The organism is Actinomycetes bacterium, from assembly GCA_036000965.1.
Taxonomy (GTDB): domain Bacteria; phylum Actinomycetota; class CALGFH01; order CALGFH01; family CALGFH01; genus DASYUT01.
On record DASYUT010000142.1, the window covers coordinates 1 to 13,848 of the forward strand.

General features: G+C 74.1%; 11 protein-coding genes and 1 pseudogene. 1 reads left to right on the forward strand and 11 read right to left on the reverse strand.

The window, feature by feature from the left end; all coding sequences use genetic code 11:
- Nucleotides 1–282: 282 nt before the first annotated feature.
- Both VG276_12340 and VG276_12345 read right to left on the reverse strand, forming a co-directional pair.
- Nucleotides 283–669, reverse strand: a pseudogene (locus VG276_12340) (undecaprenyl-diphosphate phosphatase).
- A gap of 185 nt (nt 670–854) precedes the next feature.
- Nucleotides 855–1,385: a Chromate resistance protein ChrB gene (locus VG276_12345; protein ID HEV8650167.1), complete on the reverse strand. Its 531-nt coding sequence runs from the start codon at nt 1,383–1,385 to the stop codon at nt 855–857.
- A 154-nt stretch (nt 1,386–1,539) separates the two neighbouring features.
- Here VG276_12345 and VG276_12350 point away from each other — a divergent pair, with 154 nt between their 5' ends.
- On the forward strand, nt 1,540–3,024 hold the full coding sequence (locus tag VG276_12350; protein HEV8650168.1) for a bifunctional DedA family/phosphatase PAP2 family protein: 1,485 nt from the start codon (nt 1,540–1,542) through the stop codon (nt 3,022–3,024).
- Nucleotides 3,025–3,351: 327 nt separating this feature from the next.
- Here the strand turns inward: VG276_12350 and VG276_12355 are convergent, their stop codons facing one another.
- The 9 genes from VG276_12355 to VG276_12395 all read right to left on the reverse strand — a co-directional run.
- On the reverse strand, nt 3,352–4,209 hold the full coding sequence (locus VG276_12355; GenBank protein ID HEV8650169.1) for a helix-turn-helix transcriptional regulator: 858 nt from the start codon (nt 4,207–4,209) through the stop codon (nt 3,352–3,354).
- 198 nt (nt 4,210–4,407) lie between these two features.
- Nucleotides 4,408–5,526, reverse strand: coding sequence for an NDP-sugar synthase (locus VG276_12360; protein ID HEV8650170.1), 1,119 nt, complete (start codon nt 5,524–5,526; stop codon nt 4,408–4,410).
- Nucleotides 5,527–5,635: 109 nt separating this feature from the next.
- Complete coding sequence (locus tag VG276_12365) at nt 5,636–6,814, reverse strand: glycosyltransferase family 1 protein (protein ID HEV8650171.1); 1,179 nt, start codon at nt 6,812–6,814, stop codon at nt 5,636–5,638.
- 97 nt (nt 6,815–6,911) lie between these two features.
- Nucleotides 6,912–8,045 (reverse strand): glycosyltransferase family 1 protein, encoded by a 1,134-nt coding sequence (locus VG276_12370; GenBank protein ID HEV8650172.1) that lies wholly within the window; start codon nt 8,043–8,045, stop codon nt 6,912–6,914.
- A gap of 97 nt (nt 8,046–8,142) precedes the next feature.
- Nucleotides 8,143–9,441 (reverse strand): glycosyltransferase family 1 protein, encoded by a 1,299-nt coding sequence (locus VG276_12375; GenBank protein HEV8650173.1) that lies wholly within the window; start codon nt 9,439–9,441, stop codon nt 8,143–8,145.
- A gap of 8 nt (nt 9,442–9,449) precedes the next feature.
- On the reverse strand, nt 9,450–10,919 hold the full coding sequence (locus tag VG276_12380) for a glycosyltransferase (GenBank protein HEV8650174.1): 1,470 nt from the start codon (nt 10,917–10,919) through the stop codon (nt 9,450–9,452).
- The gene (locus VG276_12385) at nt 10,916–12,154 is read right to left on the reverse strand and encodes a polysaccharide ABC transporter ATP-binding protein (GenBank protein HEV8650175.1); all 1,239 of its coding nucleotides are present in this window, start codon (nt 12,152–12,154) and stop codon (nt 10,916–10,918) included. The genes VG276_12380 and VG276_12385 overlap by 4 nt, the downstream gene beginning before the upstream one ends.
- Nucleotides 12,154–13,014 carry an ABC transporter permease gene (locus tag VG276_12390; protein ID HEV8650176.1) on the reverse strand — a complete coding sequence of 287 codons (861 nt, stop codon included), beginning with the start codon at nt 13,012–13,014 and terminating at the stop codon, nt 12,154–12,156. Before VG276_12390 ends, VG276_12385 begins: the two co-directional genes overlap by 1 nt.
- Before the next feature lie 171 nt (nt 13,015–13,185).
- Nucleotides 13,186–13,848, reverse strand: a 663-nt coding sequence (locus VG276_12395) for an aminotransferase class I/II-fold pyridoxal phosphate-dependent enzyme (GenBank protein HEV8650177.1), incomplete at its 5' end; no start/stop codon positions are given.

Below are 13,848 nucleotides of genomic sequence, written 5' to 3' on the forward strand. Positions count from 1 at the left end.
AGCAGGAAGGCCGGCATGCTCACCGCCAGCACCACGAGCAGCAGGCGCAGCCGTCGCAGGGTGGCGGGGACCTCGGCGAGGAGCTCCTCGCCGCGCGTGACCGCCACCTCGCGCAGGCGGCCGGTCAGAGTGGTGGGCTGCCGCATCGCTCGCTCCTCCTCGTCGGCAACGCTGCCGCTCGGCACGTGCCTGGACGTCCAGGTTACACATTCGATTGTAGCTTGTGTTACGTCCACGCGCGAGAAAGGTGATCGGCGCGGGCCATCGGGGTCAGGGCGCCGGTCAGGCGAACCGGACCACGCACGCCAGGCCGGCGACCAGGCAGTAGATCGCGAACGGGGTGAGGGTGCGGGTCGCAAACCACCGGATCAGGAAGCGGACCGAGGCATACGCGGCCACGGCAGCCACCAGGCTGCCGGCCAGGACCTGGCCGCGGCTGCCGTCGCCGTTGGGGCCGAGTAGGTCGGGCAGCTTGTAGACCCCGGCGGCCAGGATCACCGGGGTCGCGAGCAGGAAGGAGAAGCGGGCCGCGTCCTCGTGGTCCAGGCCGCGGAGCAGCCCTGCCACCATGGTGACCCCCGAGCGGCTGATGCCCGCGAAGAACGCCAGGATCTGCGCCGACCCGATCAGCACCGCCTCCCCGAACGCGAGCGTGGCGAGCTGCCGGGACCGGGGCTGGGCGGCACGCGCCAGCCGGCTCGGGGTGACGGGCGAGCCGCCGCCGGGACCGTCGGCGAGGGCCCGCAGGCGCGCGGGGTCGAGCCGGGCCGCCAGGGTTTCCGACCGGTGGGCCCGCCGACGCGGGGCCAGTGACCCCGCGTCGGTCGGTGACCCCGCGTCGGCGAGGTTCGGGGTCAGGGCTGGTGGGCGGCCTGGTAGACACGCTCGGCGTACTCCTCGAGCCGCTCGGCGCAGTGCTTCAGGCGCTGCTCGGCCTCGGCGGCGGAGGGGGCGCCGAACACGTCGCGGACCTTCAGCTCCCGGTACCAGCGGCGCAGCCGCTCGAGGCTCTGCTCCTCCTCGTCGAGCTCAGCCAGGGTGAACTTCTCGATCCGGGTCTCCTTGTCCAGCTCGGCCTCGTACTTGCCGCAGTCGGCGACGAACTCGGTCCACTCGGCCTCCCGGGCGGCGGTGAACAGCCCCTCCAGGCGGGCGGCGTTGGCTTCGTCGCGACCGACGGCGTCCAGCAGCACGACCTCGCCGTCGCCACGCTCGGCCAGCTGCACCGCCCGGTCGAGCCCGCCGGTGAAGGCGGGCGTGGCCGGCACGGCCCAGACGCCCTGGCCGAGCGAGAGCGCGCCGACGCGGCGCAGCTCCCGCCAGACCGCGACCCGGTGGCGGGACGGGTCAGCCGGCAGCCGAACGAGCAACACCGTCCACTGCATGGCGCCTCCTTCCACGCACGCCCGTGGATTGTAGCCGGTGTTACGATTCGCCGGTGTTGAGTGCCCAACCAGCCGCCGGTAACGGCAAGCTGGCTGGCAGCGGGGCCCCGGAGCAAGGAGCACTGCCGATGCGGACCGTTTGGGATGCGCGCCGATGAGCGGGCTGCTCGACACCGCCGCCCGGCTGGCCAGCCCGTGGGCCTACATCGTGCTCGGGCTGCTTGCCGCGGCGGAGTCGGCCGCCTTCGTCGGGCTGGCCGTCCCAGGGGAGACCGCGATGCTGCTCGGGGGGTTCCTCGCCTCCCAGGGGCGCGTGCACCTCGGGGTGATGATGGCGGCAGGGGCGGCTGGCGCCGTGGTCGGCGACTCCATCGGCTACGAGATCGGCCGCCTGTTCGGCGAGCCGCTCAAGCGCAGCCGCCTTGGCCGTAAGGTCGGCGAGGAGCGCTGGGCGAAGGCCGAGGCCTACCTGCGCGCCAAGGGTGGCCGGGCGGTGTTCCTCGGCCGCTTCGTCGGCGTGTTGCGGGCGCTGGTGCCCGCCCTGGCCGGCATGTCCCGCATGCCCTACCGGACCTTCCTGCCGTGGAACCTGGCCGGCGGGGTCATCTGGGCACCCGGATTCGTGCTGCTCGGCTACCTGGCCGGTGGCTCCTACCGGCAGGTCGAGCGGATCGTCGGCCGTGCCAGCCTGCTGCTGCTGCTCGTCGTCGTCGCGGTCGGTGCGCTGGTGGCAGCCGCCCGCTGGGTCGCCCGCCACCCCGAGCGGGTGCGCGCGCTGGTTGACCGGCAGCTTGACCGCCCCTGGGTCAAACGGCTACGGGTGCGCTACCGGCGGCAGCTCGGGTTCCTGGCCCGCCGGCTGCGCCCCGGGGGGGCGCTCGGCCTGTCGCTCACCATCACGGCGGCTGGCCTCGCTGGGGCGGGCTGGGCGTTCGGTGCGGTGCTCCAAGACGTCCTCGCCCGCGACGAGGCCGCCCTCGTCGACGGGCCGGTCTGGCGCTTCTTCGTCGCCCACCGGGAGGCGTGGCTGACCCCGCTGATGCGTGGGGTGACCGACCTGGGCAACGCGGCCGTGCTGACCGGGCTGATCCTGGTCGCTGGGCTGGCCTGGTGGTGGCGCCGGCGCACGTGGCGACCGCTTGGCCTGCTGGCCGGCGCCTACCTGGGCGCCTGGGTGCTGTCGGAAGCGATCAAGGACCTGACCCGCCGGCCCCGCCCGCCCACCGCCCAGGCGATCGGCCACTGGACCGGCTACGCCTTCCCGTCCGGGCACACCAGCAAGGCCACCGCGACCTACGGCATGCTCGCCGCGCTACTCGCCGCGAGCACCCCTCGCTGGAGCCGCAAGGTCGCCTGGTGGACCGCCGCAGTGCTGGTCGCCGGGCTGGTCGGGCTGTCCCGGCTGTACCTGGGCGCGGACTGGCTCAGCGACGTGCTCGGCGGGCTCGCGCTCGGCGCGGCCTGGCTGTTTGGCCTGCTCACCGCCACCCGCACCGTACACGCGCTCCGCGCGGGGACCGGCGACGACCGCCCCGCCCCACCCGCTCCCCGCCCGCCAAGGGAGGGCGAGCTCCCACCCGAGGGCGGCATGCCGGGCGACCCGGGGCAACCCGCGCGGCGCCACCGGGGGAGCGAGTGATGGTCGGGCTCGACCGCTCGGCCGCCGAACTCGTCAACCGGCTCGCCCAGCGCCCGCCGCGGCGACAGCGCGTTCTTATCCGTCCACGCCGCCGTCGCGGCCGCAGGGGCGGGTGATGCAGCACGGCCGCGGCGCGACGACAACCTGACCACCACCGACGATCGAGCGCGACACGAAGGCAACCATCCGCCGGCGCGGTTGGGCCTGGTCAGCGAGCTGCGAGCGGAGTCTGGCTTGGTGATCACCGTGAGCGTCGCCGTATCACCAAATAGCGTGTCCGCTAACAGCTGGATCCAGGCTGGAATGCACACCTCCGAGCAAGGACGTCTAGCGGTTGCCACTGGAGTCTATGGCGAGCTTCTGGAGTTTCTCGGCCGCGGCGGTCCCAGGAGAGGGAGTATAGAGGATGAGGTACAGTGCGCGGCTGTCACCGACGACCTGGAGAACCGTCTGCTTCAGCGCGATGTGGCCGACGGCTGGGTGGTCGACCACTTTCTCGGTCTCCTGCACCCGCTCGACGTCGTAACGGGACCACCATTCGGCAAACTCCGGACTGCGCTCCTTGAGCCGCCCGACGAACTGACCAAACCAGGGGTCGTCGACGACGTGGCGGGAGGCGTCGCGGAATTGTGCGAGCAGAAGCTTGGCATGACGCTCCCAGTCCACCAGCAGATAACGAGAGTCATCCGTGAAGATGAGCCACAGGAGGTTGCGCTCCTCCGCTGGCACTGCAGCAAGATCGTCAGAGATGCCGAAGACATTGATCGCCGCGTGGTTCCACGCCAGCAGGTTGAGGCGAGCATCGATGAGGTATCCAGGATTGTCGCCCTGGGCGTCGAGGACATCCTGCAGCGTGGAACTGACGGTCTCCGTGCGTGCGGGTTCGACACCCAAGGTGTCCCCACGCGACAAGGTGAAGACATACTCTCGCTGCGCCGCAGTGAGCTGCAGCGCCTTCGCGACGCGGCCCAGTGCCTTCGAGGAGAGCTGCACGTCCTTGCCCTGCTCAAGCCGTGTGTACCAGCTCACGCTGATCCCAGCCAGCTGCGCGACCTCGTCGCGCCGCAGCCCAGGCGTTCGTCGGCGGTTGACTCCCTCAGGGAGTCTGACGTCCTCGGGCCGCAGCGCCTCACGTCGGGCGCGGAGGAACCCACCCAGCTCTTGGCGTTGCTCCTTGCCTGGCACGGCTTGCTCCTGAGGCGGCGGAGGAGCTGAGCCTAGCACTTCTTCTCCTAGGCGAATGAATCTCTCGCTACCAGGAGGGGTGGCGCGCTAGCGTCACGGCCGGCCTTGCATCGCGATCTGGGGGGGACGATGCACAGGCCGTCCGACGGAGGGGGCGGCTCCATCTGGAGCCGCCCCCTCCGCACCCGCCGGGATGGGTCAGACCCGGATCGCGCCGGGGCCGAGGTGGACGCCGGGGGCGACCCGGAGGCCGCCGGCGAGGACGTTGCCGTCCTCGATGACGACCCGGTCGCCGAGGATGGTGCCGTCGCTCACGACCGCGCCCGAGCCGACCACGACCTCGCTGCCCACGATGGAGTCGGAGACCTTGGCCCCCGGCTCCAGGCGGGCGCCCTCCAGCAGCACCGAGCGCTCCAGGCGGGCGCCCCCGGCGACCACCGAGCCGGGGCCGAGGACCGAGGGGCCGAACACCCGGGCCTCGTCCTCGATGCAGGCGCCCACGCCGACCATGACGGGGCCGCGGAGCACGGCGCCCTCCCCGATGCTGGCCCCGTCGGCGACGTACTGGTTGCGCCGCCGCTCCTGGACGTTGATGGGCAGGTGCAGCCGTCCTTCCAGCAGGTCGGCCTGGGCTTGCAGGTAGGCGATGGGGGTGCCCAGGTCCTTCCAGTAGCCGTGCAGCTCGAAGCCGTAGACGGGCGCGCCCGACGCGAGCAGGTTGGGGAACAGGTTGCGCTCGAACGACGACGGCTGCCCTTCGGGCACGTGCTCGAGGACCTCGGGCTCGAGCACGTACACGCCGGCGTTGATGAGGTCGGTCACCCAGCGGTCCTCGTCCGGGCCCGGCTTCTCGAGGAAGGCCTCCACGCGGTCGCCGGCGCCGACCGGGACGAGCCCGAAGGCGCTCGGGTCGGGCACGCGCACCAGCGCAAGGGTGGCCGCAGCCTTGCGCTCGGCGTGCAGCGCGACCAGGCGGCCGAAGTCGAGGTCGACCAGGATGTCGCCGTTCAGCACCAGGAAGGTGTCGTCCAGCAGGTGGGAGAGCCGTTTCACAGCGCCCGACGTGCCCATCGGGGTGTCCTCGCTGGACAGCACGACCTCGATCCCGGACTTGCGCGCCATCGGGATCAGCTCGTCGAACGCCTGCGGCAGGTACATCGTGGAAAGGACGACCTCGGTGAACCCGGCCCCGCCGAGCTGCCGCAGGTTGTGCAGCAGGAACGGCTCGTTGGCGAACGGGATCAGCGGCTTGGGCCGGGTGCTGGTCAGGGGGCGGAGGCGGGTGCCGAAGCCCCCGGCGAGGATGACGGCTTGCACGGATGGCGCTCCTGGGACGGGGTCGGGGACCGGGCCGTTCGGCCCGGCTTCGTGACCGGGCCGTTCGGCCCGGCTTGGGGACCGGGCCGTTCGGCCCGGTCACGGCAGTCTACGGTGCCCGGCTGCGCTCGCGGGCGTCGGCGCGCGCCGCGGCGGCCCGCCGGTAGGCGTCGGCGGTCAGGGCCGCGCAGCGCTCCCAGGTCTGGGCCGCGGCCCGGGCCCGGCCCTTCCTGACCAGGCGAGCCCGGGCCGCCGGGTCGCCCAGGAGCCGGGTCATGGCGGCCGCGAGCAGGTCGGGCTCGCCCGGGTCGACGAGCAGCGCCCCGTCCCCGGCCACCTCCGGCAGCGACCCGCCGGTGGTGGTGACCACGGGGGCGCCGCAGGCCATGGCCTCGAGCACGGGCAGGCCGAAGCCCTCGTAGCGGCTCGGGTAGACGAACAGGTCGGCGCCGGTGAACAGGGCCGCCTTGTCCGCCTCTGGGACGTAGCCGGGCAGCAGGACCCGGCCGGCCACGCCGCTGGTCTCGACCGCCTCGGCCAGCGCGCCCGAGCCCCACCCGGCCAGCCCGGCCAGCACCAGCGTGTGCGGCACCTCGCCGGCCAGCGAGGCGAACGCGCGCACCAGGGTGGGCAGGTCCTTGCGGGGCTCGAGCGTGCCCAGCCCGAGCAGGTACGGGCCGTGCAGGCCGAGGCGGGTGCGCAGGTCCTGGACGGCCCCCTCGGGGGCCGGGGTCAGGTCGGTGCCGAGCGGGGTGACGTCGATCCGCTCGGGGGGGACGCCGAGGTGGCGGGTGGCGTCGCGGGCGGTGGCGGCCGAGACGCACAGGACCCGCTCGGCCACGGCGACCGCATGGCGCATGGCCCGGCGGAAGTACCAGACCTTGCTCGGCTCGTGCCACTCGGCGTGGGTGACCAGGGTGAGGTCGTGGATGGTCACGACCTGGGCGAGGTCGTCTGAGGCGCGCGAGGCCATCGTGGCCCGAAGGGGCAGCTCGTAGTGGACGCCGTGCAGCACCTGGGCCCCGGCCGCCCTGGCCGCCCGGCCGGCGGCCAGCCGGGACCAGGCGATGCGCGCGGGCCGGCCGGACCGGGCCGCCGCCACCTCGTGCAGCCGCAGCCCGGGTGCGGCCAGCAGGTCGGCCGACCCTGGGGCGGCGAACACGTCGAGGTCGAGGTCGCCCCGCTTGGCCAGCGCGGCGAGCAGGCGGCTGGTGTAGACCCCGGCACCGGTGAGCCGGGCCGGCACGGCGGTGGCGTCGACCGTGACCCGCAAGGCCGCCGGGCTCACCGGCGCTCCCCGCTCGCGCGCACGGCTCCTGCTGCGCCTGCCGGGCTCAGCGGCGCTCCCCCGCTGGCGCGCACGGCTCCTGCTGCGCGAGCCGGGCTCACCGGGCCGCCTCCTGGTAGGCGGCCCAGGTGGCCGCGGCCGTGGCCGGCCAGGTGAAGCGCTCGGCCCGGGCCCGGCCGGCGCGGGCGAGCCGGGCCCGCAGGGCGGCGTCGTCGACCAGGCGGACGAGCCCCTTGGCGATGGCGCCTTCGTCGAGCGGGTCGACCAGCAGGGCGGCGTCCCCGGCCACCTCGGGCAGGCTCGACCGGTCGCTGGTCAGCACCGGCGTACCGTGGAGCATGGCCTCGACCACGGGCAGGCCGAACCCTTCGTACAGGCTCGGGTAGGCCAGGGCGTCGGCCATGGCGTACAGGCCGTGCAGCACGGCGTCGTCGACCGCCCCGGCCATCTTCACCCGGACCGAGTCGTAGGTCGGCCGCAGCTCCGGCCCCCACCCCACCGGACCGGCCACGACCAGGTAGTGGTCGGGCAGTTCGTCGGCTGCGGACGCGAACGCGGCCAGCAGCCGGAGCAGGTTCTTGCGCGGCTCGAGGGTGCCCACCGCGAGCAGGTACGGGCCGGCCACGCCCAGCTCGGCGAGCAGGCGCCGGGCCGCCCCGGGGTCGTGCGCAGGCAGCTCAGCCCCCAGCGGGGTGACGGTCACCCGGCCGGGCTCCAGCCCGTAGAGGTCGGCGAGGTCGCGGGCGGTGGCCGCCGAGGGCACCAGGATCTGGGCCGCCTCGGCCACCGCGATCGCCGCCGCGCGCTCGTGGAAGCGGCGGCCGGAGGCCGGGTACGCCTCCGGGTAGTGGCGGAAGGCGAGGTCGTGGACGGTCGCGACCAGCCTCCGGCCGCCGGTGGGTGGGATCGCCGCGCTGGTCGCGTGGACGAGGTCGACCGACCCGAGCAGCCCCGCGGGCAGGGCGGGCCGGCGCAGGCCGACCCAGGTCCGGGTCGCGACCCGGCCGGGGACCCGCAGCGCCACGGTGACCTCCGGGTCGAGCCCGGCCGCGACCAGCCGCTGGGGCGGGTGCCGCCCCACGATCCAGCGCACCCGCCCGCGCTCGCGCCTGGCCACGTCTGGCAGGTGCCGGGTCAGCGCCCGCACGTAGCGGCCAACCCCCCCTGGCACCGGCGCGAAGAGCTGCTCGGCCACGACCGCGACGCCGAGGCCGGCCCGGGAGGCGCTCACGGACGCCCGCCCACCGCGCGCACGGCCCCGGGTCCGCCCGCACGCGTCACGGCGCACGCCCCGCACGCCAGCCCCCTGGTGCCCCCGCCCGCCGGCCTCACCGGAGCTCCTGGGCGCGCTGGTAGGCGCCGAGGGTGGCTGCCGCGCACGCCGGCCAGGTGAACGCGGCCGCGCGGGCGCGGCGGGCGGCGCGGGCGGCGTCGCCGCCGTCGTCCTTCAGGGTCGCGGCGAGGGCGGCGGCCAGGGCGGCGGCGTCGCCGGCGGGGACGAGGTCGGCGTCGGCCCCGAGCACCTCCCGCAGGGCGGGCAGGTCGGAGGCGACCACCGGCGTCCCGCAGGCCAGCGCCTGCAGCGGGGGCAGGCCGAAGCCCTCGTAGCGGGAGGGGAGCACCATGACCGCCGCGCCTGCGGTGAGGCTGGCCAGCTCCTCCTCGGGGAGGTAGCCGGGCATGTGCAGCGCGCCGTCGGGCAGTCCGGCCAGGTCGACGGCGGCCCCCCACCCAGGCGGCCCGGCCAGCACCAGCGGCGGGGCGCCCGGCTGGTCGGCGAGCAGCTCCCGGTAGGCGGCGAGCAGCACGTCGAGGCCCTTGCGGGGCTCCCGGCTGCCGACGAACAGCAGGTAGCGCGCTGGCAGCCCGCGCGCGGCGAGCCAGCCCGGCTCCGGCGGGCGGGCCGACCGCCAGGCGGGCCGGACCCCGAGCGGGGTCACCACGACCCGGTCGGCCGGGACCCGGTAGGTCTCGGCGACCTCGGCGGCCACCGCCGCGGTCGGGGTGCACACCACCGCGCCGCGGGCCAGGCCGCGGGGCACCAGCTCCCGGTAGCGGGCCGAGGCCGCCGTCACCATCTCCGGATAGCGGAGGTAGGTGAGGTCGTGGACGGTCACGACCGGGACGGCCCGGCGCGCCGGCGGGCTGGCGAAGTTGGTCCCGTGGAACACGTCGACCGGGCCGGCCAGCCACTCCACCGGCGGCCAGGGCACGCGCGCCCACAGGGTGGCGAGCAGCCGGGCGGGCACCCGGCGGCGCCCGCAGCGGACCCGGAGCCGCCGCGAACCGGCCGGGCCCGGAGCCGCCCCCGACGGTTCGCCGTCGGCGCCGGCCACAGCGGACCCGGGCCCGGCCGGGCCGCCCTCGGCACCAGCCGCGCCCGCCGGGCCGCCCTCGGCACCGGCCGCGCCCGCCGGTTGCGGGAGGGCCGCCCTGGGCAGGTCGCGGGTGCCCCGCCAGGTGAACGGGACCAGCACCAGCTCCTCGGGCACGGCCGGAGCCCCCCCGCTGCAGCGGGCGGGCTCGGCCGCGGCCAGCTCCCCGAAGCCCTCGACCAGCCCCGCGACGTACTGGCCCACCCCGGTGCGCTGGCCGAGCAGCGGCGTCGCGTCCAGCCCGACCCGCATCGGCTGCGTCACCGGGGGACGAGCCAGCGCTCGAGCTGGCGCCGGCCGACCCGGGCCCGGCGGGCCAGCGCGCGCCGCCGGGCGAGCATGGACGGGAGCAGGCGCAGGTAGGAGGCGCCGACCCGGAGCCGGAGCAGCGTGGGCCGGACCGGCGGGCGCCGCCGGGTGTGGCGGGCGTGGGCGACCGACCGCAGGGCCAGCGAGGCGGTGGTGAGCGGGTAGCGCAGCACCTCGCGCAGGGCGAGCGAGGCGCGCGCGTTCTTGGTCAGCATCAGCAGCCGGTTGCGGTCGACGTGGAAGGTGAACAGCGGCGACCACTCCTGGGAGGAGGCGGAGTGGATGTGGCGGACCACCGACGTGGGCTGGTAGCGGATCGACCAGCCGAGTGCGCGCAGGCGCCAGGACAGGTCGGTGTCCTCGTAGTAGAGGAAGAAGTCGTCGTCGAAGAAGCCGGCCTCGCGCAGCGCCTCGGTGCGGAAGCAGACGGCCGCGCCGCAGAAGTTGAAGACCTCCTCGGGCCGCTCGTACTGCCCGAGGTCCAGCTCCTGGTAGGCCCGGTCGGCCCCGTAGCCGTCGGCGAACACGATCCCGCCGGCGTTGTTGAGCACGTCGGCCAGGGGGGCGCCCCCGGGCACGACGACCTCGACGTCGGCCACCTCGGTCCCCGCCTTGACGGCGGCACCGCCGGCTTCCGGCCCGGCGGCCGGCCCCGCGCCCGCGCGCCCGCCGGACCAGGTGAGGTCGACGGTCTTGGCGGTCTCGGCGGCCAGGCGCAGGCCGACGTGCACCGGGCCGGGCGCTCTCGCCTGGAGCGTGCGAGGCCCGCCTGCCTGAAGGGCACGGGGCCCCGCGTGGCCGTCGAGCCCGAGCGGCACGAGCAGCTCGCCGGCCGGGCGGATCCAGCGGAAGCGGCCCTCGCCCTCCCCCTCCGGCCCGTAGGCGAGCCGGTCCCAGAGCACGTGCTCGGTGACGTCCTCGCCGTCCACGGTGACCCGGTACACGCGTGCCCCGAGCTCGCGCGGGTCGAGCCCCCCGGGCACGAAGCCCGGGGTGGCGACCTGGAGGGTGAGGAAGCGGGGCAGGAACACGATCTTGGAGGTGGCCGCGCCGAGCCGCTCGCCCCCCGGCTCGCCGAACGGCTCGAGGAGCCGGCGCAGCCAGTCCGGCTCGGGCCGGGCGTCGTTGTTGAGCAGGGCCACGTACGGGCTCTCGACCTCGCGCAAGGCGACGTTGTTGCCGCCCGCGAAGCCGTCGTTGCGGCCGTTGGCGAGCACCCGGACCCACGGGAAGTCGCGGGCGAGCAGCTCGCGCGAGCCGTCGCGGGAGGCGTTGTCCACCACCCAGACCGCCACCTGCCCGGCCGGCAGGTCCTGGGCGGCGAGTGCATCCAGGCAGGGCGGCAGCAGGTGGGCCCCGTTCCAGTTGACGACGACGACGGTGACCAGCGGGCCACCGCCGGCGGGACGGGTGCTCCTCACTCCCCCTCCTCCGCGTCGGCCGGCAGCTCATGGGTGTGGTCGGCCGGCAGCTCGTAGGTGTGGTCGGCCGGCAGCTCGTAGGTGTAGTCGACCTTGGCGAGCCCCACCTCGGCCGGCCCGTGGACCTGGAACTGGTCGCCGAACCGGCGGGCGTCGAGCACGTCCTTGGTGCCCGCCTTGAGCAGCGCCACCGAGAACGAGAACACCCGCTGCATGTTCGGCAGGGACGGCACCTGGAAGCGCACGGTGCGAGACGAGCCCCCGGCCGGCAGCAGGTCGGGCGGGGTCTCCATCAGGTACATCCAGTAGTCGGCCCAGCCGGTCACCATGAGCCGGACCCCGGCGGCAGGCGCCTCGGGCAGCCCCTTGACGTCGACCTCCAGGACCAGCTCGTCGCCGACCCGGAAGTCCCGCGACGGCTGGCCGGTCCGTGGGTCGAGCACGCGCGCGTCGACGATCTCGAGCAGGCCGCTGCCGACCAGCCCGTCCTCCTGGTTCTCGGCCGTGCCCATGAACGCCCGCAGGCGCTCGACCGCCTCGGCCGGGTCGCCCTCGTAGAGCATGCGGCCGTGGTTGAGCACGACGGCGCGGTTGCAGATCTGGGCGATCAGGTCGAGCCCGTGGGTGACGAACAGGATGGTCTTGCCCTGCTGCTGGAACTCGGCCACCCGGGCCAGGCACTTGTTGGCGAACGCCTCGTCGCCCACGGCGAGGACCTCGTCGACGAGCAGGATGTCGGGGTCGACGTGGACGGCGACGGCGAAGCCGAGCCGCACGTACATGCCCGACGAGTAGTGCTTGACCTGGTTGTCGATGAACGGCTCCAGCTCCGAGAAGGCCACGATCGCGTCGAAGTTGCGGTCGATCTCGCGCTTGGACAGGCCCAGGATCGAAGCGTTGAGGTAGATGTTCTCGCGCCCGGTCAGCTCGCCGCTGAAGCCGGCCCCGAGCTCGAGCAGCGAGGCGACCCGCCCGTGGACCTCCACGGTCCCGGTGGTCGGGGCGAGGATGCCGGCCAGGACCTTGAGCAGGGTCGACTTGCCCGACCCGTTCGGGCCGATCAGCCCGACGGTCTCGCCCCGCCCGACCTCGAGGTCGATGTCGCGCAGGGCCCAGAAGTCCTCCGACACCGTCTTGCGGGCCAGCAGCAGGCGCTCCTTGAGGCTGGTGGCCCGCATGTGGTGGAGCTGGAACTTCTTGGAGACTCCCTGGGCTCCGATCACCGCCTCGCTCACTACAGCTCCTCCGCGAAGTCGGCCTGCAGGCGCCGGAAGGTCCACAGCCCCAGCGCGAGCAGGCCCAGCGACACCAGCGCGGCGATGCCGAGCCACTTGAGGTAGAAGGCGTAGCCGTCGGCGGCCAGCACCTGGGTGGGCACGCCGTTGATGACCTTGACCGGGTCGCGGTAGATGGCCCGCTGCATGGCGGTGATCACGCTCGTCATGGGGTTGGCCATGTAGAGCCAGAACAGCCCCCTGGCTTCCAGGTGCTTTTGCACCAGGCCGACGGAGTAGACGATCGGCGTCATCCAGAACCAGGCCAGCATCGCGATCTCGAGCAGGTGCTCGACGTCGCGGTAGCGCACGTTCAGGCCGGACACGAGCAGGCTCATGCCGACGGTGAACAGCACGGCCACACCGATCGCGGGCAGCAGCAGCCACAGCTGGGGGCCGAACGTCCGCGGGTGGAACGGGACCAGGAACACGAACAGCACGAGCAGCTGCAGCGCGAAGTGCACCCCGGCGAAGCCGACCGAGGCGAGCGGCAGCACCACCCGGGGGAAGCGAACCTTCTTGACCAGGTTGGCGCTGTCGACCACCGCGCCGGTCGCACTCATCGTGGCGGTGTTGAAGAAGTTCCAGACCAGCAGCCCCGACATCAGGTAGACGGCGAACCTGGGCACGCCGCTCCTGAGGAAGAACTGGAACACCAGCGAGAACACGGCCAGGTAGAGCAGCGGGTTCGCCATCGACCACACGAAGCCGAGGGTCGAGTTCTTGTACTTGACCTTCAGGTCCTTGCGGACCAGGTTGGCCAGCAGCTCCAGGCGGATCCGCGACTGCGCCGAGGCGCGGGCATCGGCCGCGCTCTGCATGTTTTCTCCTGACTGTGCCGGCCCGCGGCGGGCCGGCGTCGACGTTCAACGCTCGCGTCCCCGGGCGGCCCGGGACCCGGGAAGTATAGTGCGCCCCCAGCGGCGGGGCGCCCGCGACACGGGATGCCGCCCACTGCCAGGATAGTGCCTCGGTAGCGGCACGGCCGGCGGTCAGCCCAGCTTGGGCAGGGCGCGGCGGAGGTTGCGGACCGCCTGCTGGATGCGCTGCTCGTTCTCGATGAGCGCGAAGCGGACGTGGCCGTCACCGCCGGGCCCGAAGCCGACCCCGGGCGATGTGGCCACCTTGGCCTCCCTGACCAGCGTCGACGCGAACTCCACGGAGCCCAGCTCACGGTACGGCTCGGGGATCGGCGCCCACACGAACATCGTCCCTCTTGGCGGGGCGACCTCCCAGCCGATGCGGCGCAGCCCCTCGCAGAGGGTGTCCCGGCGCGACTGGTAGACGGCCTGCACGCGGCCGGGGTGCTCCGGGTCCTCGTTGAGGGTCACGGTGGCGGCGATCTGGATCGGCTGGAACGCCCCGTAGTCGAGGTAGGACTTGAGCTTGGCGAGCGCCTGCACGACCTCGGCGTTGCCGACCAGGAACGCCGTGCGCCAGCCGGCCATCGAGAACGACTTGGTCAGCGAGTACAGCTCGACCGCGCACTCCTTGGCGCCCTCGGCCTCAAGGACCGACGGGGGCCGGAACCCGTCGAAGCCGAGCTCGGCGTAGGCGTTGTCGTGGACCAGCAGCACCTCGTTCTCACGGGCGAAGTCGACCATGCGCTGCATGAAGGCCAGGTCGACGCAGGCGGTGGTGGGGTTGTGGGGGAA

Coding starts and splice junctions, on each gene's coding strand:
- VG276_12345 (HEV8650167.1), bottom strand. CDS start 1,385: ATGCAGTGGACGGTGTTGCTCGTTCGGCTGCCGGCTGACCCGTCCCGC.
- VG276_12350 (HEV8650168.1), top strand. CDS start 1,540: ATGAGCGGGCTGCTCGACACCGCCGCCCGGCTGGCCAGCCCGTGGGCC.
- VG276_12375 (HEV8650173.1), bottom strand. CDS start 9,441: ATGCGGGTCGGGCTGGACGCGACGCCGCTGCTCGGCCAGCGCACCGGG.
- VG276_12390 (HEV8650176.1), bottom strand. CDS start 13,014: ATGCAGAGCGCGGCCGATGCCCGCGCCTCGGCGCAGTCGCGGATCCGC.